Annotated in this window: 25 protein-coding genes and 2 tRNA genes; 15 read left to right on the top strand and 12 right to left on the bottom strand. The window is 43.5% G+C overall.

Translation table 11 applies throughout. From position 1 onward, the window contains the following. Positions 1 to 36 precede the first annotated feature (36 nt). Together argB and E7X56_RS08575 are read right to left on the bottom strand one after the other, a co-directional pair. Complete coding sequence (argB, locus tag E7X56_RS08580) at positions 37 to 927, bottom strand: acetylglutamate kinase (protein WP_135606358.1); 891 nt, start codon at positions 925 to 927, stop codon at positions 37 to 39. A gap of 182 nt (positions 928 to 1,109) precedes the next feature. Further along, positions 1,110 to 1,406 carry a non-histone chromosomal MC1 family protein gene (locus tag E7X56_RS08575; RefSeq protein ID WP_135606357.1) on the bottom strand — a complete coding sequence of 99 codons (297 nt, stop codon included), beginning with the start codon at positions 1,404 to 1,406 and terminating at the stop codon, positions 1,110 to 1,112. Positions 1,407 to 1,730: 324 nt separating this feature from the next. Between E7X56_RS08575 and mptA the strand changes: the two genes are divergently transcribed. Beyond that, complete coding sequence (gene mptA / locus E7X56_RS08570; protein ID WP_135606356.1) at positions 1,731 to 2,684, top strand: GTP cyclohydrolase MptA; 954 nt, start codon at positions 1,731 to 1,733, stop codon at positions 2,682 to 2,684. 14 nt (positions 2,685 to 2,698) lie between these two features. Continuing rightward, entirely contained in the window at positions 2,699 to 3,013 is a 315-nt protein-coding gene (locus E7X56_RS08565) for a DUF2098 domain-containing protein (RefSeq protein WP_135606355.1), read from the top strand. Between the two features lie 112 nt (positions 3,014 to 3,125). Here the strand turns inward: E7X56_RS08565 and E7X56_RS08560 are convergent, their stop codons facing one another. The 3 genes from E7X56_RS08560 to E7X56_RS08550 all read right to left on the bottom strand — a co-directional run bounded on the left by E7X56_RS08560 (position 3,126) and on the right by E7X56_RS08550 (position 4,711). Then, a complete protein-coding gene (locus E7X56_RS08560; protein ID WP_135606354.1) occupies positions 3,126 to 4,061 on the bottom strand; it encodes a nucleotidyltransferase domain-containing protein in 936 nt (311 codons plus the stop codon). Between the two features lie 79 nt (positions 4,062 to 4,140). Then, a complete protein-coding gene (locus E7X56_RS08555; protein ID WP_091690607.1) occupies positions 4,141 to 4,593 on the bottom strand; it encodes an N-acetyltransferase in 453 nt (150 codons plus the stop codon). A gap of 40 nt (positions 4,594 to 4,633) precedes the next feature. Next, positions 4,634 to 4,711: transfer RNA gene (locus E7X56_RS08550), tRNA-Arg, on the bottom strand. A gap of 232 nt (positions 4,712 to 4,943) precedes the next feature. Here E7X56_RS08550 and E7X56_RS08545 point away from each other — a divergent pair. The 5 genes from E7X56_RS08545 (at position 4,944) to E7X56_RS08525 (ending at position 12,430) form a co-directional block, all read left to right on the top strand. Further along, entirely contained in the window at positions 4,944 to 5,147 is a 204-nt protein-coding gene (locus E7X56_RS08545; RefSeq protein ID WP_091690606.1) for a DUF5371 family protein, read from the top strand. A gap of 233 nt (positions 5,148 to 5,380) precedes the next feature. Next, complete coding sequence (locus E7X56_RS08540; protein WP_135606353.1) at positions 5,381 to 6,250, top strand: phosphatase PAP2 family protein; 870 nt, start codon at positions 5,381 to 5,383, stop codon at positions 6,248 to 6,250. 226 nt (positions 6,251 to 6,476) lie between these two features. Beyond that, a complete protein-coding gene (locus E7X56_RS08535) occupies positions 6,477 to 7,907 on the top strand; it encodes a nucleotide sugar dehydrogenase (RefSeq protein ID WP_135606352.1) in 1,431 nt (476 codons plus the stop codon). Positions 7,908 to 8,166: 259 nt separating this feature from the next. After that, a complete protein-coding gene (locus tag E7X56_RS08530) occupies positions 8,167 to 10,470 on the top strand; it encodes a type II/IV secretion system ATPase subunit (protein ID WP_244603469.1) in 2,304 nt (767 codons plus the stop codon). A 13-nt stretch (positions 10,471 to 10,483) separates the two neighbouring features. After that, entirely contained in the window at positions 10,484 to 12,430 is a 1,947-nt protein-coding gene (locus E7X56_RS08525) for a hypothetical protein (protein WP_244603468.1), read from the top strand. A gap of 113 nt (positions 12,431 to 12,543) precedes the next feature. Here the strand turns inward: E7X56_RS08525 and E7X56_RS08520 are convergent, their stop codons facing one another. Beyond that, entirely contained in the window at positions 12,544 to 12,729 is a 186-nt protein-coding gene (locus E7X56_RS08520; RefSeq protein ID WP_135606351.1) for a 4Fe-4S binding protein, read from the bottom strand. A 69-nt stretch (positions 12,730 to 12,798) separates the two neighbouring features. On the opposite strand from E7X56_RS08520, the gene E7X56_RS08515 reads away from it, so the two are divergent. The 6 genes from E7X56_RS08515 to E7X56_RS08490 all read left to right on the top strand — a co-directional run bounded on the left by E7X56_RS08515 (position 12,799) and on the right by E7X56_RS08490 (position 20,189). Next, positions 12,799 to 13,857 carry a radical SAM protein gene (locus E7X56_RS08515; RefSeq protein ID WP_244603467.1) on the top strand — a complete coding sequence of 353 codons (1,059 nt, stop codon included), beginning with the start codon at positions 12,799 to 12,801 and terminating at the stop codon, positions 13,855 to 13,857. 106 nt (positions 13,858 to 13,963) lie between these two features. Beyond that, a complete protein-coding gene (locus E7X56_RS08510) occupies positions 13,964 to 14,275 on the top strand; it encodes a DUF2551 domain-containing protein (RefSeq protein WP_177165267.1) in 312 nt (103 codons plus the stop codon). 54 nt (positions 14,276 to 14,329) lie between these two features. Then, positions 14,330 to 15,178 carry a polyprenyl diphosphate synthase gene (uppS, locus tag E7X56_RS08505; RefSeq protein ID WP_135606350.1) on the top strand — a complete coding sequence of 283 codons (849 nt, stop codon included), beginning with the start codon at positions 14,330 to 14,332 and terminating at the stop codon, positions 15,176 to 15,178. Between the two features lie 481 nt (positions 15,179 to 15,659). Beyond that, a complete protein-coding gene (locus E7X56_RS08500) occupies positions 15,660 to 17,030 on the top strand; it encodes a monomethylamine:corrinoid methyltransferase (protein ID WP_135606349.1) in 1,371 nt (456 codons plus the stop codon). A 16-nt stretch (positions 17,031 to 17,046) separates the two neighbouring features. Beyond that, complete coding sequence (locus E7X56_RS08495; RefSeq protein ID WP_167879490.1) at positions 17,047 to 18,228, top strand: Cdc6/Cdc18 family protein; 1,182 nt, start codon at positions 17,047 to 17,049, stop codon at positions 18,226 to 18,228. A 32-nt stretch (positions 18,229 to 18,260) separates the two neighbouring features. Further along, complete coding sequence (locus E7X56_RS08490) at positions 18,261 to 20,189, top strand: hydantoinase/oxoprolinase N-terminal domain-containing protein (protein WP_135606347.1); 1,929 nt, start codon at positions 18,261 to 18,263, stop codon at positions 20,187 to 20,189. 171 nt (positions 20,190 to 20,360) lie between these two features. On the opposite strand, the gene E7X56_RS08485 is transcribed toward E7X56_RS08490, so the two are convergent. From E7X56_RS08485 to E7X56_RS08460, 6 genes are all read right to left on the bottom strand, one after another. Beyond that, positions 20,361 to 20,448: transfer RNA gene (locus E7X56_RS08485), tRNA-Leu, on the bottom strand. Between the two features lie 55 nt (positions 20,449 to 20,503). After that, positions 20,504 to 21,307, bottom strand: a complete 804-nt coding sequence (locus E7X56_RS08480; protein WP_135606346.1) for a DNA-directed RNA polymerase subunit D — start codon at positions 21,305 to 21,307, stop codon at positions 20,504 to 20,506. A gap of 23 nt (positions 21,308 to 21,330) precedes the next feature. Further along, a complete protein-coding gene (locus tag E7X56_RS08475) occupies positions 21,331 to 21,711 on the bottom strand; it encodes a 30S ribosomal protein S11 (protein ID WP_091690598.1) in 381 nt (126 codons plus the stop codon). A 13-nt stretch (positions 21,712 to 21,724) separates the two neighbouring features. Beyond that, entirely contained in the window at positions 21,725 to 22,279 is a 555-nt protein-coding gene (locus tag E7X56_RS08470; protein WP_135606345.1) for a 30S ribosomal protein S4, read from the bottom strand. Positions 22,280 to 22,291: 12 nt separating this feature from the next. Beyond that, a complete protein-coding gene (locus tag E7X56_RS08465) occupies positions 22,292 to 22,738 on the bottom strand; it encodes a 30S ribosomal protein S13 (protein ID WP_135606344.1) in 447 nt (148 codons plus the stop codon). A 269-nt stretch (positions 22,739 to 23,007) separates the two neighbouring features. Continuing rightward, complete coding sequence (locus E7X56_RS08460; protein ID WP_135606343.1) at positions 23,008 to 23,910, bottom strand: DMT family transporter; 903 nt, start codon at positions 23,908 to 23,910, stop codon at positions 23,008 to 23,010. A 99-nt stretch (positions 23,911 to 24,009) separates the two neighbouring features. On the opposite strand from E7X56_RS08460, the gene E7X56_RS08455 reads away from it, so the two are divergent. Both E7X56_RS08455 and E7X56_RS08450 read left to right on the top strand, forming a co-directional pair. Further along, positions 24,010 to 24,360: a DUF5684 domain-containing protein gene (locus E7X56_RS08455; RefSeq protein ID WP_135606342.1), complete on the top strand. Its 351-nt coding sequence runs from the start codon at positions 24,010 to 24,012 to the stop codon at positions 24,358 to 24,360. Positions 24,361 to 24,381: 21 nt separating this feature from the next. After that, positions 24,382 to 25,047, top strand: coding sequence for an HAD family hydrolase (locus tag E7X56_RS08450; protein ID WP_135606341.1), 666 nt, complete (start codon positions 24,382 to 24,384; stop codon positions 25,045 to 25,047). Positions 25,048 to 25,056 lie beyond the last annotated feature (9 nt).

The following is a 25,056-nucleotide window of genomic DNA, read 5'->3' as shown; positions in this document are numbered from 1 at the left end:
AAAAAGTAAAAGAGAGAAGAACACAGAAGGACACGCTTATTCCGTGTCCTGATATACCATTGTGCCAATTCCCTGATCTGTGAAAAGCTCGAGCAGGACTGAGTGGGACACACTGCCATCTATTATGTGGACGCGCTCCACGCCACCAAGTACGCTTGCTCCGGCACTCCTCATTTTCGGGATCATTCCACCACTGATAATGCCTTCTTCTATCAAAGACTCCACTTCACCCACACTGATGCGGGAAATACGGCTGGATATGTCCGACTGGTCCCTGAGAACTCCCGGGACATCCGTCATTAATATCAATTTCTTTGCGTGCAAGGCATCTGCAAGGTCACCTGCGACCGTATCCGCATTGATGTTCAATGCATTCCCTTCCGCATCCATTGCGATCGGCGAGATAACAGGAATATAATCATTAGCTGTGACAATGTTGATGAGTTCCGGATTGATGATCTCGGTTTCCCCGACCCAGCCAAGGTCCACGTCATGCTCGACATTTTCGATCATAATTCGCTGGGTGGGCTTTTTCCTGGCCATTATCATCTTGCCGTCCTTTCCTGAAAGACCTACACCCTTTCCACCATGTTTTCCTATCAGGGACACTATCTTCGTATTGATGTTGCCCACAAGGACCATGCGTGCGATCTCCATGGTCTCATCATCAGTGATCCTTAATCCGCCTACGAATTCAGGTTTCTTTCCCATGCGCTCCATTTTTTCAGTGATCTCAGGACCACCGCCATGAACAATGACCGGATGGATACCCACAAAACGCAAAAGGACAACATCCTGCATGATGTCGTTCATAACAGAAGGATTGACCATGGCATGCCCTCCAACCTTGATCACCATTACAGAATTATGAAAATCCCGGATATATGGAAGGGCCTCGATCAGAACGTTCTCTCTTTTTCCTGTCATATGGATACAATAATGGAGTCCGGTTTATAAAGCTTTTTGATATCGGAACAGCTCTGCCCCTTAGAATACCATAAAGGCTATGGATAAACGGAGAACGAAAAGAAAAAGAAAAAGATCAATTATCTCAAAAAGTAGAATGTGTAGAGTCCATAAACGGACCCTCACCAGTAAATGTAAGAAGATTAGATATTTTCCAGTTTGACAATACCTGGCTTCTGTTTCTTGACGAATGGCTTGTTGATCTTGTCAGGCATCCAGTCAGGTTTGTTCTTTGGTGCAGCTACCATTTGCTTCCAGCCAAGGAACACGTGTACTTTCTTAGTGCCACGCTCACGAAGCATGATCTTTTCTGGCTTGGATTTGGTACCCTTGCCCCGGTTAGCAACTTTAAGAGCTGCCTGACGTGGCTGTTTACCGGTGAATACGCCATGTTCTTTACCTTTACTGTCTCGTAACACAAAGTTTCTTGTTTCAGACATTTTATCACCTTACTTACCCGTTATCGGTTATATGTACTTGTACTTACGAAATATAAATAGTTTTCTTTTAATGTAGCCTTTTGATTATGTTTCTGTAAATCAAGTTAATTTGATATACTCACTGCTCTGGAAAATAATGTAAATGAATCCATATCTTTATCCAAAATCGAAAAAAATATGTTGTTGTGGCACCCAGCACCCGATGTTAAAAGGATGCATCGCAACAAAACATTTACATGTAATGAATATGTTTGTGATTGTTATTAATCCAAAAAGCATAACTTAAACTTAATTTATTTTAATTTCTTATTCGAGGTCATAAAAATGGAGCTTCCAGTTACGCAATTCCCCGACGTACAAGCAAATAAACCACAAATACCCATAAACCTTACACGCGTAGGTGTGACCGGAGTTAAAAAACTTGTTGAGATCAAACGAAAAGACAAGCGTCCGATCGTACTCATTTCAACTTTTGAAATCTTCGTGGACCTACCTTCAGATCGTAAAGGTGCAAATCTCTCTCGTAATTTTGAGGCGATCGATGAAGTTCTTGAAAAGGCTATCAATATGCCTGTTTATGAGATAGAGGAGCTTTGCAGCGATGTTGCAAGGAACCTTCTGGGCAGACACGAGTATGCCACCTGCTCCGAAGTGCGTATGAAAAGTGAATACGTGGTCAAAAGGGAATCTCCATCCACAAAAATGAAGTGCCAGGAAGTTGTGGAGATATTTGCAGAAGCTATTGCCACAAGACCGGACAAAGAAGAGATCGATGTCAAAAAGCTCATCGGTGCGGAAGTTGTCGGCATGACCGCCTGTCCTTGCGCTCAGGAAATAATGAGAGACAATGCAAAGGCAGCACTGCGTGAACTTGGTGTCAACCTCGAGACTGTTATTAATTTCCTTAACAAAGTACCAATGGCAACTCACAACCAGAGAGGACGTGGTATAATCTCACTTGAGGTCAGCGGTGACGTAGTGATCTCACTGGATACAATTATTGAGATCATTGAAAATTCAATGAGCTCCAGTATTGTCGAGCTTCTCAAACGTTCAGACGAGGCAGTCGTTGTGGAAAGAGCTCACCAGAACCCTAAATTCGTTGAAGATTGTGTCAGGACAATGGCAAAGAAAATTGTCAGCGAGTTCACACATGTTCCTGACGATGCTATTGTTACGATCAAGCAGATCAACGAAGAAAGCATACACAGGCATAATGCATTTGCAGAAAGGGTTGCACTTCTCGGCGAACTAAGGGAAGAGATAAAGAACAACTAAGGAGAGATCACATCTTGGGTGAAAAGGTTTCAACTGTCGATGTAAACGGTGCTCCAATAACTATTGGCAGCAATGTCAGGTATATCAACACAGATACTATTGGAGAAATTTCCGACATCAAAACAGATGATGAAGGCACATGGGCACTTCTCAACACAACTGAACTCTACTACAGGGTGGATACTTTACAGATCACAGACAAAAAAGCAAGTGCAGGCAAACAATACGCTGTTTCCGAAGAAGATGTGAAAGAACGTATCAAAGAGCAAGCCGAAGCTGCACAATCATGCACATTGGAAGAAGTATTCCAGGCAACAGGAGGAGGTTAATTTTCCTGCCTCCGTTGTTAACCTTTTTTTTGTAATTGTTTATTTTCTAACACGTTCTCTTTCTGATGAAGCACAGCACAAATATAAATTTAGGAACACTAGTGCCCTATTCTTACCTGTTCTCCTCAAGCAATGTAAGGGACCTTATCCACTCGCCCTTCGGCTCTCTGGAAGTACCCACTACAAGTCTCTTAATGTCACCCACCTGTTCGACGACACCCTGTGCATCGATGACCTCTCCTTCCAGCGCCTGTCCCGCATAGGTATGAGTGTACGATAACACATGATCGATCTCATCGTGGTCGACCCTGTAAACAGAAGGATTGTCGAAAGCAAGTTCAGCATTAGTAACTGTTGCTTCGATCCTCATTGTACCAACGTCTGTGCCTCGTGAAAGTGGCTCATTGACCTGATCCCAATCTCGCACGAACAGCAGGTCGAAATAGGTACCCCCCACCATGCCTCTGTTGCCCTTACGTTTCTCATGAAGGATGAATTCCTCATAGGAGATCTCAGGAATTCGCTTGTTATAGATACGATGCCATATCGCCTCATCGAGATCCTCAATAAAACCGCCCTGCTTCTTTGCAGCTGAAATTGCATCCCTTGCCTTGAACCAGTCATTACCATAGACAACAAAATCAACATCAGATTGATCATTTTGCAATCCTGGCAGGAATGAACCGGTAACGCCCATCTTTTCAAGAGGAATGCCAGCACTGAGTAGCACATCTGCAATAGCCTTCACTCTCTCATCCTGGTTTACGAGTTCAGGGACAGGATCTGGAGGATAGAGAACTTTTTTCACCTGATCCTCGGGAACGATGTGTACATCCTGCACCCACTCGGGCCTGTTCTCACGCATAAAGTCGAAGGCAACATCGAAATCGTATTTGCGATACTTCATCCCATTTAGCTGACGGTCACCGGATTCATCCGGAACGTACCTCAGTACACACCTCACCCCTTCAGGATGAAAATAATCAGCCACCGCAAATATCCAGTCATCTTTTGTAATAATGAAATCTCTGATACGTGTCTTTATCATTGTGATCTACCCACGGTTATTGAAACTAACTCAACAGATGTATCTTAGGATTTATAAATACTGCACATCGATCAGAAGATCAGGAAATATGCATGGAAAGCGCGATCTCATCACAATCCGGAAACTTCGGACATTTGATACAGCCACTCCAGATCTTATGAGGAAGGGACGATTTATCCACACGTTTGAACCCATTCTTCTCAAAAAAAACAGGTGCATAGGTCAATGTGAACACTTTTGTAACACCAAGTTCCCGGGCATCATTAAGACAGGCGTCCAGAAGTTGGGTACCGATCCCTTTTTCCCTATATTCCGGAAGTATCGCAAAGGACAGGACCTCGGCAAGATCCACCCATAGGACCTGAAGCCCACAGCAACCAACGAATTCCCCTTCTACTTCATAAACATAGAAATTACGGATAGCCTCATAGAGTTCACTGACCGAGCGAGGAAGCATCTGGTCCTGGCTTGCATAATAATTGATGATCTTTTTAATGGCATCAACATCCTTTAGTTCAGCTTTCCTGATCAATATACAAGCTCCTGTGTTTGTAAAAATGATAGAAGAATAATGGCGGGCGTGAAGGGATTTGAACCCCTGGTTTACAGCTTAGGAGGCTGCCGCCATATCCTGGCTAGGCCACACGCCCTCGCGCTACTCCTGTAATGTTAATCATTCTTTTAAACTTATTGGTTAAAATACAGGACAAAAGAACGCTGTAGATCAATTGAAGAATGAGATATTATTGTCACACATATATAAAAATGTAATAATGAATTAGCTTCAAGAAACTTCCCGGAAGGAGAATTCGACAAAGCTATATATGATTATTATCATGATGGGCAGTGAGGAGAATTACTTCAAAAACAGGAGACAAACATATGAAGATAGTACACGCACAAACAGTCCTTGCAGAAGAGCAACTACAGGAATTAAAGAAAAAATGCAACAGCTCATCTACAAAAGAAGCACTAACCATTGCTGTTGAGCACTATCTTGAATGCGAATACACTGATATGAACGAAGACATGTGGGCTAAAAAGATGGAGAAGATCGTTCAGAAAAAGAAAGAAAGCAAGAAGTGAACTGATTCTCATAAGATCTATTTGTTACATGAACATGCTTTTTCAGCAACTCATGTAACATGCCCTTACATCACATTTTTACATACCTTATCCTCTTTTGATTATTTTGTTTGTAAGAAAATTTTGATGAAATGTACATAAACCACATATACCCGAAGTATGTTAAAATGAAGCCGGTCTGATCGATTTATTTGAACGACACGGATTGATAGGAAATAACATCTTCATATCTAATGCCTTTAATAATGATTCCCATACTGATCTGTCTGATAGCTGTGGCTTACTACATCTTTGTGCCGGAAAATTTTAAAAACGATCATAAGAGGAACTACAAGGGGATGTTTTCCCTGGATACATTACCATATCTTTTGTCAGCATGCTTTGTCTACATACTTGTAAAATCCCAGCTGGCAATCATCTATTTTCTGGACAGGGGAACATACACCAACTATGCCAGATATATGATCCTGATCGAAGGGGATACGGTCGCCTACTTCCAGAATTTTGCCACCCCAATGTTGACATACGCCAGTGCGACCGTTTATTTAATTGGATTTTCCTTTCTGCTGATCTTTACATTCTTATTACTCATGTATACACAAAACCTCGAGGTTTTGCAGGAATATACTATCGCTTTCGTCGCGATCTACCTGGTAGCACTGCCATTTTATATTTATGTACCTACCCCGGTAACAGGTTTTACATTGCCAAATGTTGTACCCCTGTTGTATGACCTTAGCCCCATAATCCTGCAAGGCGTTACAATTGTCGACCCGTTCCTTGACAATTGCTTCCCTAGCCTTCATGCAGCATTATCTGCCATGGCCATGTTAATGGTGTTCAGAACCAATCTGACGAGGTTCAAAATATTTTCACTGGCAACCACAGTTGCTATCCAGTTTACGATACTGTATCTCGGAATACACTGGATCACTGACATGATCGGCGGCTTTATACTGGCTTTACTAAGTTATTTTGTTGCAACCCGATACAGAAAATCCATTCTTAAATTGCCAGAGCGTATAATGATGACCTTGGAGAAAAGAACTGATCTGGTTGATGCTCTTAATTCAGTTCTTTTGTCCAAAGGACTCCTAAAATGATACCATTCCCAACGCTGGAGTGAAACTGTAATTGCAGCTTTGGAATGACTTCAGCATCGTGAACATACATTATACTTTTTCAATTTTTGGCTGTTATTTTAATTTCCTTTCCTGATTATATGTAATAGTAGAAAGACCATATATTTGAAAAGACTAAATACTATTTAAAGAATATATATTATGGTACTTGCATATACATCAAAATAAAACTGAGATAGTGGTAACCATGACAGACAAATTAGGTTCAATCCTTGAAAACAGAGGTCCTATCAAAAAGATAGGTGTGCTTGGAATGGGGTACGTGGGAATCCCTGCAGCTGCTCTTTTTGCCAACTCCGATAAATTTGACCATATTCTGGGATTCCAGAGGGACTCTAAGAGTTCCGGTTACAAGATCGAAATGCTCAACCATAGAGAAAGTCCTCTAAAAGGAGAAGAACCCGGTCTGGAAGAACTACTAAAGAAAGTAGTTGACGAGGGCAAATTTGAATGCACGCCGGATTTTTCAAGAATATCCGAACTCGATGCAGTTACCCTTGCAATACAAACACCTTTCTCCGACCCTGCAAGCCTCCAGCCAGATTTTAGTGCACTCACTGATGGCATACGCAATGTAGGAAAGTACCTGAAAGAAGGTATGCTCGTAGTACTCGAATCTACCATAACTCCCGGAACCACAGATACACTTGCCAGGCAGATCCTTGAAGCAGAGTCCGGACTGACAGCCGGTGAGGACTTTGCACTTGCACATGCTCCGGAAAGAGTCATGGTTGGTCGCCTGCTGAAGAACATACAGGAACACGACCGTATTGTGGGTGGCATCGATGAAGCCAGCACAAAGCGCGCAGTGGAACTTTACAGCCCGGTACTAACAAAAGGCAAGATAATACCGATGACAGCAAGGGCCGCAGAGGTTACCAAAACCGCGGAGAACACTTTCAGGGACCTGCAGATAGCAGCAATCAACCAGCTGGCATTGTACTGTGAAGCCATGGGCATCAATGTTTACGATGTGAGAGCAGGAATTGACAGTCTCAAAGGTGAAGGGATCACACGTGCAATACTATACCCCGGGGCAGGTGTGGGAGGGCATTGCCTGACCAAGGACACATACCACCTCGAGAGAGGAGTTACGACCAGCGAAGGAACACTTGATTACCCTGAGGACATGGATTCCATTTTTGTACTTGCAAGAAAGGTAAATGACTTTATGCCAAAACACATGTATCATCTGACAAAGGAAGCCTTGAAGCGCATCGATAGGGAAGTAAAAGGTTCAAAGATAGCTATTCTTGGATGGGCATTTATCAATGATTCTGATGATGCACGTAACCCACCGTCAGAGCCTTACAGGGATCTTCTGGTAAAGGGAGGAGCTGATGTATTGGTACACGACCCGCATGTTCTGAACTATCCTGGCGTGGAGATCATAAAGGACCTTGATAAAGTTGTAGAAGGTGCAGATGTTATTGCAATAATGACCGGGCATTCCGGTTACTTTGAACTTGGACCAGAACAACTAAAACAGTTGACTGGAAAGGAAAATACAATAATTGTCGATGGAAGGAATGTTGTAGATCCGGATACGTACATCAGTAATGGCTTTGTGTACAAGGGAATTGGAAGGGGAGACAAGAACGACCATCCAATCGTTTGAACAATCTGACCATCAGAACACTTTAAAACTGATCGGCAGTAGTCTGAACTGAGCCGAGAAAAGAAAGGAAAGGAAAGAAGCAGTACGATCAGAATTCCAGCCTTTCTTCACCCATTTTTAGCAACTGAATCGACCCCACATTATAGAACTAATATTAAATTTATATGAAGACTAAAGAATCTAGGAATATTTTAATAATTGCTGACAATATGCTTGTGCAAATCATCTAAGGATAAAAAACGTGAAACTCCGAAGTTATTTGCACAATCCAATCCGAAAAAGGAAACCGGAATCTGAAAATATCTGTCAGTACAGGATTCGCCAGACGAAGAACCAGAGGACCATACAGATAAATTGTTCTCAATGCAAGCGATCTTCTACCCTCAATAATCCCGTCTGCCGTGAGATGATATTCAATATCATTCTTACAGAACCCATATCGAACAGGCTTATTCTTTCCCACCTTTACGAGCGCGACTATGAAGGAAAGGAACTTGCGATCCTGTATGAATTTGCAAAGTTTGGAGATGCTCTTGCAAACTACAATAATGTCCAGGTTACATGCAATTGTTCACACAGGGAATATGACAACTGCATTTCTTATAGAAAGGAACTGGTCAATAACATCATCAGTTGCTCAAAGAGTGAACCATCAGTATCATACAAGCTCCTTAAAGAGATCAACATTGAGATGATCGAGATCCCTGACCATCCGGAATGCTCAGGATGTATTGCAAACTTCCATTCCATTGTCAGGGAAATGCAGGAGATTACTTCTGAACTTAACATCGATCTGACCTGCGAAATTGCCTGCGATGATGACATTGATACTGACAACGATGGTAGCGATGGTAGCGATCAAATTGGGTATGATTATGATAAACAGATCAAACCTCACGTAAGACCCGCCTTTTCAACGTCTCGCATATACACAGAACCACCCGAGAATACCCAATTCATGGAATGTTATGACGTCAGGAACAACGATGGAAGGATGCTTCAGATCTCCATATATGAGATGACGGACCGACCTGAAAAGCTGTACATGGTGATTCCCCTTGAATACAACCTGTCCCATGAAGACCTCGGCATGATCGAACGGGTCAGGAAAAAGTTGATAAGATTCCGTCCTGACAACATGAACTTCGCAGATCCTGTGAACTCAAGGGAATACATCCGCAGAATCGGAAAACGGATGCTTGAAGAGGATTCAAAGGTTCATGGAATCACGCTTAATCCACTTGAAATGAAGACATATTCTGACATTCTTGCAAAATACACCACTGGCCTGGGAATACTGGAAGATGTGCTTTCAGACCCGAAGATCACGGATGTCTATGTGAATGCACCTGCAGACATCAACCCGGTCCATGTAGTAGTGGATGGAGATGAATGTATCACCAACATCTTCCTTTCACAGGACGACCTGGACTCCATGGTCTCAAGATTTCGAGCCATTAGTGGCAGGCCTTTCGGGGAAGCAACTCCCATACTGGAGATGGAGCTTCCGGAATTCGGAGTTCGTGTATCCGTTATCGGTGATCCTCTAAGTGCCAATGGGCTTGCTTATGCCTTCAGGAAACATGCAAGAACACCTTGGACATTACCAAAGCTCATCAATACCGGATCGATCTCACCTCTTACAGCCGGCCTCCTGAGCTTCCTAATGGATGGGGAAGCATCGATACTTGTAGCAGGAGACGTGGGAGCAGGCAAGACCTCACTGCTGTCTGCAATGATGATGGAGATCCCTCAGAAATATCGTATCCTGACAATAGAGGACACAAGAGAAATTCCCATTGAGGACCTGCAGCAGCTGGGATGGAAGATCCAGGGCATGAGCTCACGCTCATCGATACTGAATACCAGTATAGAGGTGAGCCCTGATATTGCATTACGTGCAGCCCTGCGTCTTGGGAATTCCTCGCTCGTTATTGGAGAGGTCAGGGGACCTGAGGTCAAAGTGCTTTATGAAGCAATGCAGGTAGGTACTGCAGGCAATTCTGTTCTGGGAACCATACACGGAGCATCCACAAGAGCGGTTTATGAGCGTATAGTACACACCCTTGGAGTGCCACCTGCATCTTTCAAGTCAACTGATGCAGTGGTGGTCTGTACCAACACACGGGTCGGAGGAGGCATGAGCAAGAAACGCAGACTGACGCAGATCTCAGAGGTTACCACTGGCTGGGATGACGATGCTGACCCGGAGGAGATCTTTGCAGAGATCATGCGATACAACGCTGCTGATGACTCATTGGTCCCTACAGATATACTGGACAGGGGACAGTCCGAGCTTATTGAGAAGATCGCACGCAAATGGGGGATCAACATCGATGATGCATCGCTCAACATACGTATAAGAGCAAGGATAAAGCAGAAAATAGCCCATGCGGGTTCACTTAATCCCAGACTTGTGGAAGCAGATGTGGTGAGCAAAGCAAACAACATTTTCTGGCTGTACATGGATATGGAAAAGAACAATGTCGGCGGACCGGACTATGAAAAGGTCTATGAGAAATGGAACAGTTGGTTCGACAATTTCTCCTCGGCCTACTTTTGACAGGAGTGGTAAAATGGAAACAGGAATGTCAGAGAACTGGTATGTGCGTGGCTGCAAATTCACATCACTTCACTTTTCCAGATTCATAAGAGACATCAATGCTTTTTCTAAAAAGACCGAAGGATCGGTCAGTCAGGAATACCGGGATGCGATCATCTTTACAGGATTTGTGATAGAGCCTTTCGAAACCGTGCTTTTCTCTTACGCAGGTTCGTTGATAGCCCTTATCATATTTCTCACTCTGGATGCAGTGCTTTTCCAGATCACCACGTTCAACCCAACTGTACTGACATTCGTAGCCCTGATGACATTGCTTGTACCTTTCGGAATACTGCTTTACCTGAGCGAGTATGTGAAGATTCATGCCAAATACATGAAGATACGATCCATAGGAGACATCCCCGAAGTCCTGAGCTACGTGGTAATGTCCATGAGACTTGTCTCGAACATGGAAAAGGCAATCCATTTTGCTGCGCTGAACTCAAACAGACCACTTGCAAATGATCTCAGGAAGATGCTCTGGAACCTTCAGGTGCGCATGTATTCAAGCATGGATGATGCATTGCTGGATTTTGCAGAGATGTGGGGGAAGAACAGTGAACATTTCAAACGTTCCCTTCACCTTATCAAAAGTTCAACCAGCGAACCTGACGAAGCCCAGAGGGTCATTACACTTAACCGCGCCCTGGACATCGTGCTGGATGGTACAAAGGAAATGATGGAACAGTATGCAGCACGCCTGAAGACCCCAACATACGTCCTGTATTCGATCTTCATACTTATTCCCCTGGCACTTGTGGCATTGTTACCTGCAATTACCGTTGTAGGAATAAGGTTCGACGCTTTGACCCTTGTAATACTCTATAATGTGATCCTGCCACTTGCCACTTTTGTATACGCTGAATATATCCTGATGCAGCGACCGGCAACATTTCTTCCCCAAACCATTCCGGAAACCCATCCACAGCTAAAGGACATAAGAAAAAAGAGAAAAGTTGCAACTACCATGGCAGTTATGATCGGGCTCTTCGTCAGTTTTTCAGGTTACATTTACACATATCTTGGAAATCCCCTGAACATAATTTCAACAGCAACCCTTGAAGGGATAATGCCTCCCACATTGCTCATCATCTGGGGAATAGTAATTGCTTTTTCCATCTACATGAATGCGGCATATTCCCCATACAAGAAGATACGCGACGATATCCACAAGATGGAAAGTGAATTTGCAGATGCATTGTTCATACTTGGTAGAAGGATATCAGAAGGGCGTTCTGCGGAAGAATCATTTGCACACACATCTAAGACCATGAAAGGTTCACATATCGGAAAAGTGTTCGAAAGGATCTCTATCAACCTGATAACCATGCGAACGAACATAAGAGCTGCAATATTCGACGAGGAGTTCGGGGCTTTCAAGGACATATATTCAGACAGGATCCAGACCACAATGATCATGTTCACGGAGAGCGTTCATAAAAGTCATCTTTCAGCAGGTATTGCAATTATCAAACTTGCTGACCATCTGAAAGAGTTGCAGGCTGTGGAGAAGAACATCAAGCACTCATTGTATGATATGACGTCCACAATGAGAACGACCGCCTGCATATTTGCACCACTTATCGCAGGTGTGACGATAGCGCTCTCGGAAGTAATCTCCAGGATCCTCCAGAACGTTGCAGAAGGAGTTTCAAGACTTCCTCAGAATATCGTCCCCGGACCTGCACAGATATCTCCTGAAAATCTTGACCAGACAATATCACCAGACCTGTTCATGCTGTCAATTGGGATATACCTCATACTCATCACAGCCATTCTTGTGAGATTTTCAAGTACGATCGAAAATGGAGGAGAAAGAACACAATTCATGTATGATCTCGGGCAGTCACTGCCGATCTCCATAATAGTTTTTACTGTCACTGCAATAGTCTCAAGGATATTCTTCAGAGGGCTTATATGACAATATCCAAAAAGCAGTATTTCAAGAGGAAATTCCAAAACCCGATGTTCAAAAGCAATCTCCAAACCCGATACTCAAAAGAGAATTATCAAAAAACAACATTCAAAATGGGATCAATCCACATAGACAAGAGCTTTCACAGGACAGACATTGATACACTTCATGCAACCCGTGCATCTGCTATAATCAATGCTGACCTTTCCATCCCTGCGTTGTAAAGCCCCGTGGGGACAAATGTTATCACATTTGCCACAATTATTGCATCCGATGACAGCTATACAGCCTTCTGCCTTACTCATCTTCAAACAATAATATCACAAAATAGATACGCTTTTGCATCTAAACCAGACTTATATACAAGAGGAAATATGAACGACAATATGAAAGAGATAATCCATACGGATAAAGGGTCTTTCTACAATTATCTCACAGAAGGCTGCAAACTGTGCCAGAAAGGTGCCAAGATGGTGCTTTTCATTACTGGTATATGCGGAAGGGGATGTTTCTATTGTCCACTTTCAGAGGAACGAAAGAAGGATGTCACCTATGCCAATGAACGTCTGGTGAAAAGCGATGAGGATGTTATCAATGAAGTGCTCCAGATGGATGCTTTGGGAACAGGTATTACCGGAGGAGAGCCACTTATAAGGTCGGACCTGGTCCTGCATTACATCAAACTTCTGAAAGAACAGTTTGGTAAAGAACATCACATACATCTGTACACTTCGATCGCCCCTAACAGGAATTTACTAAAAGCCCTTTCAGAAGCCGGACTGGATGAGATCCGATTCCACCCACCACGACATTTGTGGAAGAAGCTTAAAGGATCTGATTTTGAGCGTGCAATAAAGGATTCCATTGAACTTGGCATGGAAGCTGGCATGGAAATACCCTCCATAGAAGGAGTGAGCGATGTCAGGGATGTTCTCATAGACACAGGTTGTTTCCTGAACCTCAACGAACTCGAATTCGCAGATACAAATGCGATAGCTATGAAAGAGAGGAATTTTCTGCTTAAGAACGACACGAGCAACGCTGTGGAAGGATCGGAAGCATATGCGATCGAACTTGCAGACAATGTTCCAAAGATACATTTTTGTTCGTCAAGATATAAGGATGCAGGACAACTGCGTGAACGTCTGCTCAGGATAGCCAGAAAGACAGCACGCCAGATCGATGAGATAACGGAAGAAGGAACCATTGTTTATGGATCCATTGAAGGTGCTGATACTGACAGAATGATTGAGGTATTACATCAGTTCGAACTATCTGATGACCTGTTCGAAGTAAAGGATAAAACTATAGAGTTACCCTGGTGGCTCATCGAGGACATGGCAGAAGAATTAAAAGATGAAGGATTTGTTCCATCGATCATTGAGAGATATCCTTTTGAAAATGGACTGGTTGTTGAGGTAATCCCACTCTGATACCAACATTTATAAGGATTAATGTTGTAGTGGAAACGCGTCCTGTATCATAAAACAAATAAATTAGCATAAGTTTATAAATAGAAATTACATAGATGTAAATGAGGTGTTTGTGCTGGAGACTATTGAAGACCGGGTTAAAGCAAGGCTTATTAAATATTTAGGCCGTGATGATACAGGTATACGTGAAGATGTGTTGAAACTCTTCCTGGAAGGAGGAACCTTCACTACAGGCGATGTCTACAAACATCTTAACGAGAAAAAATTTGATGTGAGTTACAGAGGTGTTTCAGCAATGGTTGGCCTCATGAACACGAGACTTGGCATACTCAGTATAGACGTAACCGGTGACCATAATATCTACCTGCTGAAAGAAGACTATAAACCTATAGTTAAGGCAGTTCTTGACAACTATTGAGCATCCACAGGATGTCACCCATTCTCTTTTGTTAGTTCTTTGGGTGGAATCTTCATGATAAGATCCATACTGAACCTTTTCTATGGCACTTATGAAAGGTCCCTTTCAAGAGACGTTAAAAGCGGACCTGTCCCGGAACATATAGCTATAATTATGGACGGAAACCGCAGGTTTGCCAACAAATTTGGGAAAAAGACAAATTACGGACACTCAAGAGGAGCCGATATAACCGAGCAGGTTATAGAATGGTCATATGAGATCGGTGTGAAGGAACTTACGATTTATGCATTTTCTACAGAGAACTTCAATCGTTCCACCGATGAAACAGTGCAACTCTTTGAGCTTATTGGAAAGAAGTTCGATCATATGCGAGAAAGCGAACGCACACATGAAAAAAAGATAAGAGTGCGTGTGATAGGAGACCGCACCCTCCTGCCAGAGGACCTTCAGGAATCAGCTGAAAGAATTGAACAGGCAACGAAGGATTATGACAAATTCAACCTGAACGTTGCCCTAGCATATGGCGGAAGACAGGATATCGTACAGGCGGTCAGGAAAATGGCAGATAAGGTACTGAAGCGTCAGCTATCATTGGACGATATTAACGAAACCACAATTGGCGATCATTTTTGTCCTGCAGAAGGAGCAGCCGTATCTAACGTTGACCTTATAATACGCACAGGAGGAAATGAAAGAGTATCAAATTTTCTGCCGTGGCAGGCCAACGGGAATGAATGTGCCGCATACTTCTGTGCACCATTCTGGCCGGAGTTCCGCAAGATCGATTTCTTACGCTCAATTCGCATCTACCAGGCACGCCTGGCTGAACAGAAAAGGAAAGAACAGCATCGAACGACGCGTTTTATTAGTAAGGTCCGGAAAACGAATAAAAGCCAATATTGATCATCGAACACATTCGAATACATCAAAGCGAAAGCAAACAGACGTTATTCAAAAGAAAAAACAATTTGAAAAAGAGGGGCCGCAGCGAAAGCAAACAATCCTGACGGGATGGAGGAACTACGGCCAGTATTTAAACGAGCTCATTTGTGCGCTCTTACGAATTCTTCGAATTGTTCATAATATCTTGCCCTGTTTACCAGTTCTGTAAAGAAGTCATCCATATATTTCACCTCAATAAACAGTATCACTTCTGGATATATTAATGACTGCCAAGCGGGGTGAAAGTATTCTGCCATATGTTAAAGATAATAAATAATTAGACATAATTACCAAATATTTTCCATGTCAATCGTGGTTAGATAATGAAAACATGGAAAACTATATATAAAGCCCCATGTCAATAGAGGTTTAGAGTCTATTTGCATGGAATGTCCATAAAATAAAAACAAAACCATTAATGAAAAACAAAGGAGTCAATATTATGAACAATATCTACAAATTCCTCAAATATGCTACCACCGGGGAAGAAAAGTCCGAAGAAAAACATGACATGGAAGTGTTCATGCGATCACAGGAACTGGCAGAGGAATATGATATCAAATATGATGGCGAGAGTATCGTTCCAACTGATACGAGCCTTGCAGACTCTGTATTTGAAGCTGCAGTCCAGCTTTTGACATCCCAGGGGATCTACTGTATCGACACAAAGAAAACGATAAAGATCGAAGAAGAGGATATTATCAAATCCCTGAACACCTCTGAGATGCTTGAGATCGGAAGACTAAAAGAAAAGGTCATAGTTCCTTTTAGATACACAATGGACTCCGAACCACCGGTTATAATCGGAGGTCCCATGGGAGGTACGGTTTCCGAGGAAAACTTCCTTGAAGTTCACTTAAGCTCGGCCATGGAGCCTATCGTACAGGGCTTATATGCAGGCGCCCTGGAAAAGATGGGTGGAAAAGGAATACGCGGTAAAACACCTTTTGAAATGCTTGCTGCCCTGAAAGAAGCGAGAGAGGAAAGGCTTGCAACAAAACTTGCAGGACGTGAAGGTCTTGCATTGATGGGGCCGGGAACACCAACTATTTCACCGGCATACATGCTGGTATCTTCTGATGAACTTTACTCCAATGCAGATGTTCAGGAGGTCTATCAGCTGGATGAACTTAAGACCGACTATGAAACATTCTACAAATCCATATTCCACCTTGAGCACGGAAATCATTTCCTGAGCGGGCAATGTCCGGTTTTCGGAGGTACAGGTATTGGTACACCCGAAGGCCTGGCTATCGTTGATGTAGCAGAGACCATCCAGTCAAAGATACTTACCGGTGCAAGTGTGCACGTGTCCGGCGCAGTGCATGTGAATACAAATTCATCCTCAACAAAAGAGATCATGTGGGGATCTAATCTATCATCCATTGCCATTTCACGCAACATGCACCACTACACAGCACGATATTACTGGAATCTTGCAGGATGCTGTACTGACATGATGTTCTATGAGACCGCTGCACAGGCTATTGGAGACACTGTTTCCGGAAGGGACATGCTTATCGGGCCTGTCGGAGCTCGCGGAGCGGGTGCAGACCACTCCACAGGACTTGAATCCCGGTTCATGGGAGAAGTTGCACACATGGCTACAAACCTGTCACTTGCAGAAGCAGATGAAGCTGTCCGAAAGATCTACAAAAAATATGAGAACTTGCTGGTACATGCTCCCGAAGGTAAGCCTTTCAGAGAATGCTATGACGTAAGATCGGAATATGAAATGAGACCCACAGATGAATACATGGGACTCTACAGAGATGTGTTTGCAGAGGTTAGCGGATACTGCGGTATTGAATAAGATTCGTGGAATCATCATGAATGATATTTTCGGAATAAACGGAATACAGATATTCAGGAACAGGTCTGTGCTATCTTCACAATATCTTCCGGACCAGCTTGTTGGAAGAGAAGAGCAGGTAAAAGAAATGGCTTCGCTGATCAGGCCTGTACTCCACCACGGAGAACCTGTAAATGCCCTGATATCCGGAAAAAAAGGAACCGGCAAGACAACTGTTGTTAGATTCGTTCTAAAACAACTTACCGGGACCATTGAGAAAGAAGGGCTTAATGTTGTCCCCGTCTTTATCAACTGCCGGAAGATCAACACGACCAGCAAGATCATACTTGAGATCTTGGATAAAGTATCACCAGAAACAGAAGTACCAAAGACCGGGCTTTCCATGGGCAAATATTATAGAGCGCTATGGAAAGCACTGAACGAAAAGAGAACTACAATCATTGTGGTCTTTGATGAGATCGAAGCGCTGAAAAACCACAGCATACTCTACGACCTCAGCCATGCCGGCGAGAATATGAGCATCGAAGATGATATATTCATAGGCATCATTGGAATAACTGACGATATGTTCTTTTCAGGGAGAATTGAGCAGAATATTGTTTCATCACTTCAACACAGGAACATTGTATATCCTCCATATAGCAAGGTTCAGATCGAGCAAATACTGAATGGGCGCTGTGCCATTGCGTTTGAGGAAGATGTCGTTGAAAAGGAAGTCATCCCATTGTGTGCAGAGCTATCCGGGGAAGAACATGATTCAGGAAAATCCCTGAGATTGTTAGAAAGGGCAGGGGACATCGCCGATAGTTCGAATGCAGAAAAGGTTACTGAGAACCATGTGCTAATCGCAAATGAAGAGATGGGAGATAACTATCTCGTAAGTTCACTGGAAAATCTTCCAATACATTCAAAACTTGTATTGCTTAGCATCATCAGGTTGACCAGAGAGCTGAACGATAAGATCACAACAGGACAAATTGAGACGCTCTACAGGAAATTTTGTGACCGGATTGGCACTAACCCTCTGGGACGCACCAGCGTTTCCGGAATAGTCTCAGAATTCGACATGAAGGGGATTATTTCTGCACCTGTGAGAAGCAGGGGAAGGTATGGTAAGACACGCCTCGTGTCAATGAGAAAGAACCCGCAGAAAATAGAGAATACGCTTTATTCGGATTACAGGCTTAAGGAACTGTGACATGAATACGATTTATGTAAATGGAGATCAGCATGAAACTAAATCTTGGAATTGATGCAGGAGGCACTTATACAGATGCCGTTGTTGTAAGAAGCCCGGATGATTCTATAATTGCGTCCTATAAGGCTTTGACAACCTATCCAGATCCACTGGATGGTATTCGTGAAGCTCTTGACGGGATCGACCAGAACATTCTTTCACAGATAGATGTTGTGTCAGTATCGACCACCCTCTCCACCAACACGATCCTTGAAGGTACCGGTTTCCCTGTGGGACTCATCCTCGTAGGAGACTATTTTATCAGCACAGACCTGCCCACAGAACATTTTATACAGGTCAAAGGAGGGCACGATAGCAAGGGTGCTGAAGCAGAGCCACTTGATGAAAATGCAGTAAGGGAATTTGCACAGAGGACAAAAGAACACGTCTCAGCATTTGCTGTTTCTTCATATTTCAGCATTCGAAACCATGAGCATGAATTGAGGGTTAAAGAGATCGTCAGGAACATCACAGGCATGCCAGTGGTATGTGCACATGAGCTTTCACAGGACCTTGGCGCATTTGAGAGGGCTGTGACGGCATTCTTCAACGCACAATTGCTGCCCATAACGGAGAAGTTCATGTCAAGCGTGGAATTCGAGATCCGCAACCGTGGAATGAAAGCCAAGATATTCATGCTCAAATGTGACGGGTCGGTAGTTGGCATCAAGGGTGCACTGGAAAAACCCATCGAATCTATATTCTCGGGTCCTGCCGGAAGTCTTGTAGGCGCTTCTTTCCTCTCAAAGAAAGACAGTTGTGCGGTAATAGATGTAGGAGGAACAAGTACTGACGTTTCAGTGATAAGAGAAGGCGTACCGGAAATGAGTGAATCCGGTGCTGTTGTAGGCGGATGGAAGACAAGGGTCAAGGCCATAAGGATGGAAACCTCAGCACTGGGAGGTGACAGTGATATCTGGGTCGGTTCAGGAAAGGTAAACTTCGGACCACGAAGGGTCATACCACTATGCAGGGCAGCAGCACAGTTTCCAAAATTCCTCGAGCAGCTTGCGACTAACCCAATGCCTTCCAAAGCATTACTGGGGAGGAACTTCCAGCCTACCAAGTTCTACATAAGGACAGACTATGAACCCCTCGAGCTGACCGATTTAGAAACAGAGATTCTCAATGCCATTCCTGCTGAGCCAACATCCCTCAAGGAGATACGTTCGCGTATCAACAAATACCCAGCATCAAAACATCTGGATACACTCATGCAGAAAAGGCTGATACAACCTATCAGTTTCACACCCACAGATGCCCTGCATGTGCTTGGAGAATATACGGAATACAATGCTGAAGCTTCACGCATAGGTGCACAGCACCTGGCCCCCCTTTATAAGATGGAAGCAGAGGAGTTCGCATCTTATGTAAAGAGAGAATTTGCCAAGAACATGGCAGCAGACCTTGTTTCATTCTTCCTCGAAAAGATATCAAGAGAAGAGATACGCAATATATTCGATGTCGAATCACCCATTCAGTTCAAGGTACATGTACCGGTGGTGCTGATCGGCGGCCCTGTGGTAGCATACCTTGAAGAGATGAAGAAACTGATAGATGCAGAGATCATCCTGCCTGAATTCGCAAGTGTGGGTAATGCCGCAGGAGCATTGGCTGCAAAAGGTATCAGGAGGTTTGAGATACTGATACGCCCGGTTTCCATGGCAGCACCGGACTGGGAGTTCTACGTTTATTCAGAAAAGGGAAGAGAGAACTTCTACGAATATGAAGAGGCACTGGAACACGCCCTCAAACTTGGAAAGGACACGATATATGAATACATGAAAGAAGCAGGCCTTGACCCGGATTCAGTGAACATCGATATCAAAAAGGATGAAGTTATCCTTGAAGGGTCTGATACCCTGGTAGAAACGAAGATCGTTGTACTGGGTATTGCTGAGCACATTGAAGAAGACGAATAAAAGAGACAGGATCCACTGAATTACGTTCAGAGAGATGCTTTTGCATCCTCCTTTCTTTTTTTAGATTTATCAGTTACTAGCACATAGCAGATGCTACCGACCATATAGAACCACTAAGCAAAAGTGCCAGAGTGAAAATATAAGTTTATTAGAATAATAGAATAAGAAAAATGGTGCGGGAGGTGTGATTCGAACACACGAACTCCTACGAGACTAGGCCCTCAACCTAGCGCCTTTGGCCTGGCTGGGCAACCCCCGCAAATGAGATCTTCTGAAATTAAATATAAAGTAAAAAGGAAATTAAAATTTCCAATTTACAGTGTGCTCAGGATGTTTTGCATCTCAGAGGCTTTTCCCTTAATGGTATTCACTGCATTTAAGATTAACTGTTGAGCAGTGTATGAACCATCAGATTCCATTGTGAAAATGAAAGATCTTTCATCTACACCAACAGAAATAGCATCTATATCACATGAATCCTGACATAATCTGCACAATGAGCACTTGAGAAGATCGTCCTTGGAGATCTCAGCAGTTTCTTCACCGAGCTGAATTATGTTTCTTGGACATGCATTGACGCATATGCCGCACCTGTCACATCCCTCAAAGGTTATCACAGGCATGTTCTTATAGCCGCAAGCAACGCCTGCCTGCCATTTTGCATGCTTGTTTCCATAACCCATGTGGGCAATTGCCTCAAGGACAACCTTCTGGCCAGTCCTGAGATCAATTATAGGAATGTTCTTGTCTGCTGGCTGTACGTTGGGATCAGATGAGACAATGTCACCAGAATGAACGATGACCTGCTCCTCTTCACCTGCTTCAGCGCTGAGAGTCAGAGAGACAGTACATGCAGGACAGCCACCACCTTCACAGGTACACTTATCCTGCGGCACAAAGTCCTCAAGACTGGATGTGAGGGGGATCAAACCCAACCTCAATGCCAGCTGCTCGTCATACAGAACAGAAGTATTATTATAGATATTCACGTCATCGATCGCTAGCGTCGGTACATCGGCAAGCATTGCCCTACGGACACCATTTGCAAAAGCTGCAGTTGTGCCTGATAAAATGAACTTTGCTGACCTATCGGATAACTCAAGTATATCTATTTCCATTGGAAAACCTCTGTTCTTTGTGATTATACACGCCTTCCGCCTTTTGGACGAGTTCCATCATGGGGTACTGGTGTAACGTCTTCGATCCTTCCGATCCTGACGCCTGCTCTTGCAAATGCCCTGATCGCGGCCTGTGCGCCTGGACCCGGACTTCTCTGCTTGTTTCCTCCAGGTGCCCTTACTTTGATATGAACACCTTCGATACCCTTGTCTTTAAGAGTATCTGCAAGCTGGCTTGCCATCTGCATAGCAGTGTATGGGGAGCTTTCGTCCCTTGCTGCCTTTACAACCATTCCACCAGAGGATTTTGCGATGGTTTCTGCACCAGTGAGATCAGTCACGGTGATGATCGTGTTGTTAAATGAACATTTGATGTTTGCAACACCCCAGATTCCGTTTGCCATATTTTACTCCTCCTTATTCCTCTACGAGTGATGATGCGATCTGTGCAGGTCTTTCAGGGTGAGCTTCTTTGGAAATTGGAGACTTACCGTAGTAGTCAATTGCCATTTCCTGCTCCTTTGTGACCATCATACCAGGTACAGTTACCCTCTTCCCATCTATAGAGATGTGGCCATGGGTGATGAACTGCCTTGCCTGACGTGCAGTGCGGGCAAGTCCGAGCCTGTGGACCTGTGTCTGAAGCCTGCGCTCCAGAATAACATCGGTCTGAAGACCAAGAATATCATCAATGCTGGAATCAGATTTCAGAATTGAGTATCTGATAAGTTTTGCAAGGATCTGATCTGCTTCGGTCTTTGCATGACCGGTAAGATCGGATTCTGCAGATTCAGCAAGAAGACGCCTTGCATCTGCCCTGAACCTTCTCAGTACACTGTGTGATTTCCAAAGTTCCCTCTTGTTACGAAGACCATACTTTTTGACGAGCTCGACCTCGCTTGCCATCCTAGCAGCCTGCCAGGGGTGCTTTGGTGTATCATAAGATTTTGTGCTTTTACCAGGATATACCATATTGCATCACCTTTATTTCTTCTTCCTTACACCAATGGTGCTACCACGTCTTCCAGTGGACTTGGTTCTCTGTCCTCTGACCTTAAGACCTCTCTCATGTCTGAGACCACGGTATGCGCGTGCCTTCTTAAGGTTGTTAAGGTCTTCCTTCAGGGTCATAACGATATCCTGACCAAGAAGATGTTTGCTGTCCCCGGTTGTTGGGTCTCGCTGCCTGTTGAGCATCCATACAGGAAGGTGCTGCTCGAACTGCGCAATTGCAGTATCAAGTTTTTCAACGTCCTCATCAGGGAGGTAACCGATCACTGCATTTGGATCGACACCAGTACTATCTACAATAACACGAGAGGCTCTTAACCCGATACCACGGATACCGGTCAATGCGTACTTAACCCGCTGGCTTCCCTGCAGGTCAGTATTCATTATACGAACCAGATGTCTAATTTCTTCGTCTGCCATATAATATCCTCCTTAAGGGTGTAAACAACACCCCGTAGCCTCGGAACACATTGGTTCCGACACAGCCATGTGGCTTTTTAAATTTTTATAAATTCAAAAGCGACTCCGCTGAATATACAATTTCTGGTATATAACATTATTTATTACAATTCTTTGGCATGTTCAGTAAGAACATTCCATACTAAACTATACCAGAATATAACTAACAAATAACAATATCATATATATCCATATCGAATCCCAATATAAAATTCCCCGTGCCGGGAAGTTCAAGTCCCAAATTCAAGATACCTTCCAAATGAGATATGCTCAGTTACGGCAAGAAGAGCACCTACAATAATGAACATGCAACCAACTATCGTCTCGGCAAAGATCGCATTATGAAGAATAGTATAGTCAAAAAAGATACCACTTACCGGTTCCAGCATTGCAAGTATGCTAGCGGCCTGGGTCCGAACCCGTGAAAGCCCGTTGAAATACAGAACACCACTGATACTTGTATTCACCAAACCGAAAAGCAGGAGCATCAGAAAGTTCTCCCTAAGCACCGGAACGGACACAGTAGGGGCAAATGGCACAAGTACAACAACACAGAAGACAGTTGCCCAGAAAAACTGCGAAAAGCCGGAATACTCATCCCTGACGTAACGGGCAGTCATGATAATGCAACTGAATGATATTCCCGACAGGATACCGGCCACGATACCAATAAAATGGAGATTTCCCATACCAGAGCGAATAAATGTTGCAGGGTCCACAATAAGGAAGATCCCGATCATGGACAGGACCAATCCAACAAGGCCAATTCTTGTCAGCTTCTCTTTAAGAACGATAGGAGATAATATGGTCACATACATAGGTGCAGTATATAGTAAGAGTATTGCGATTGAAAGCCCGGAATAAATGATGCATGTGAAATAGAAAGATATGGCCATAAGCTTGAAAACACCAAGAAGCAGAAGATGACGCCTTTTTCCACCCAATCTGAGAATCCCTGTTTTTCCGGTAAGGTAGAGATAGCCCAGCATGAACACTATACCTATCAAAAGTTTGTAGAATATTATCGGCAGAGTACCCATATCATGAATGAAAGCGAGAAATACGCCTACCATACCATATATTATGCATCCGGAAGTGATTTCCAGGTAGCCCCTTATCGGTGCTGAACCCATGGTCGTTCATATAGAATACACACTATATAGAACATCGCCAGTATCACCAGTATGAATAAATACAACATATGACAATTCTATTGAATATAGGTGAATAATATGGACACAGGACTACTATTCCCGGGATTCGGAATATCACATTTGTTCGCAGCTTTAGTGTTCTACATATATTTCTCCTATTCATTACAGGTTATCGCTGCAAAGACACAGACAGCAAATGTATGGATGGCATGGATACCGATACTGAACCTTCTACTTATGGTAAGAATATGCAGATTATCAAGTATAGCCTTGATACCATTTTTCATACCTTTTATAAACATCATTTATGTTGCCTACATCTGGGGAGAGATTGCATTCGCCGTCAACAAATCAAAATGGTTGGGACTTGTCATATTAGTACCAATTATTAATTTAGTATTACCCGGATATCTTGCCCTTTCCGATTAAAAATGGAGGAGCTCCTGCCCTATGGAAAGGAACGTAAAGGCTGTCCTTTTTGACATGGACAACACCTTATTTGATTTTCTGGAAGCAAAGCTTACTGCATGTAAAAAGATGGTAGAGCATCTGGGTGCAGGAGATCCGGAAGCCATGCTTGGATATTTCCTGCGAGGCACACCTGGTTTTGAAGATCTTGAGAATATTAAGGACTATCTTCTGGACAATAAGCTTTACTCCGAAGAGAATTATGAAACCTGTTGCAGGATCTACGAAACCATTAAACTGGAAGCTCTTGTGCTGTACCCCGGGGTGAAGCATACACTTGAAGTCCTGAAAGAAGAACGCATTTCTCTGGCACTGGTCACCGATGCTCACTCCCACCATGCCACCAAAAGACTGGAAAGAATGCAAATAATAGAATATTTTGATTTCATTGTGACCAACGACATGACAGGTGCCAAAAAACCGGACCATAAAGTCTTCCATTTTGCACTTGACCTTTTGGAAGTCAAACCACCGCAGGCAGTTTTTGTAGGAGATAGCCCCCGGAGAGATATCGAACTTGCAAGACAAATAGGAATGATAACAGCTTACGCTGCTTATGGAGATAGCCGGCACTATTCAGATCAGGTTGAAGCAGACATAATATTATCAGGCATTACAGATGTTCTGGACTTTGTCCTCACAAATTAAAAGGGCAAG

The sequence above is a fragment of the Methanococcoides sp. NM1 genome (assembly GCF_900774285.1).
Lineage (GTDB): Archaea > Halobacteriota > Methanosarcinia > Methanosarcinales > Methanosarcinaceae > Methanococcoides > Methanococcoides vulcani.
The sequence above is the reverse complement of the archived record's forward strand: the minus strand, read 5'-3'. Positions and strand labels throughout refer to the sequence as shown.

Bases quoted from the DNA above. Each gene is read 5' to 3' on its own strand.
- mptA (WP_135606356.1), top strand. From the start codon at position 1,731: ATGGAGCTTCCAGTTACGCAATTCCCCGACGTACAAGCAAATAAACCA.
- E7X56_RS08515 (WP_244603467.1), top strand. From the start codon at position 12,799: ATGAACGACAATATGAAAGAGATAATCCATACGGATAAAGGGTCTTTC.
- E7X56_RS08455 (WP_135606342.1), top strand. From the start codon at position 24,010: ATGGACACAGGACTACTATTCCCGGGATTCGGAATATCACATTTGTTC.
- E7X56_RS08465 (WP_135606344.1), bottom strand. From the start codon at position 22,738: ATGGCAGACGAAGAAATTAGACATCTGGTTCGTATAATGAATACTGAC.
- E7X56_RS08575 (WP_135606357.1), bottom strand. From the start codon at position 1,406: ATGTCTGAAACAAGAAACTTTGTGTTACGAGACAGTAAAGGTAAAGAA.
- E7X56_RS08535 (WP_135606352.1), top strand. From the start codon at position 6,477: ATGACAGACAAATTAGGTTCAATCCTTGAAAACAGAGGTCCTATCAAA.
- E7X56_RS08540 (WP_135606353.1), top strand. From the start codon at position 5,381: ATGCCTTTAATAATGATTCCCATACTGATCTGTCTGATAGCTGTGGCT.
- E7X56_RS08500 (WP_135606349.1), top strand. From the start codon at position 15,660: ATGAACAATATCTACAAATTCCTCAAATATGCTACCACCGGGGAAGAA.
- E7X56_RS08495 (WP_167879490.1), top strand. From the start codon at position 17,047: ATGAATGATATTTTCGGAATAAACGGAATACAGATATTCAGGAACAGG.
- E7X56_RS08475 (WP_091690598.1), bottom strand. From the start codon at position 21,711: ATGGCAAACGGAATCTGGGGTGTTGCAAACATCAAATGTTCATTTAAC.
- argB (WP_135606358.1), bottom strand. From the start codon at position 927: ATGACAGGAAAAAGAGAGAACGTTCTGATCGAGGCCCTTCCATATATC.
- E7X56_RS08525 (WP_244603468.1), top strand. From the start codon at position 10,484: ATGGAAACAGGAATGTCAGAGAACTGGTATGTGCGTGGCTGCAAATTC.
- E7X56_RS08470 (WP_135606345.1), bottom strand. From the start codon at position 22,279: ATGGTATATCCTGGTAAAAGCACAAAATCTTATGATACACCAAAGCAC.
- E7X56_RS08560 (WP_135606354.1), bottom strand. From the start codon at position 4,061: ATGATAAAGACACGTATCAGAGATTTCATTATTACAAAAGATGACTGG.
- E7X56_RS08545 (WP_091690606.1), top strand. From the start codon at position 4,944: ATGAAGATAGTACACGCACAAACAGTCCTTGCAGAAGAGCAACTACAG.
- E7X56_RS08460 (WP_135606343.1), bottom strand. From the start codon at position 23,910: ATGGGTTCAGCACCGATAAGGGGCTACCTGGAAATCACTTCCGGATGC.
- E7X56_RS08490 (WP_135606347.1), top strand. From the start codon at position 18,261: ATGAAACTAAATCTTGGAATTGATGCAGGAGGCACTTATACAGATGCC.
- E7X56_RS08520 (WP_135606351.1), bottom strand. From the start codon at position 12,729: ATGAGTAAGGCAGAAGGCTGTATAGCTGTCATCGGATGCAATAATTGT.
- E7X56_RS08450 (WP_135606341.1), top strand. From the start codon at position 24,382: ATGGAAAGGAACGTAAAGGCTGTCCTTTTTGACATGGACAACACCTTA.
- uppS (WP_135606350.1), top strand. From the start codon at position 14,330: ATGATAAGATCCATACTGAACCTTTTCTATGGCACTTATGAAAGGTCC.
- E7X56_RS08480 (WP_135606346.1), bottom strand. From the start codon at position 21,307: ATGGAAATAGATATACTTGAGTTATCCGATAGGTCAGCAAAGTTCATT.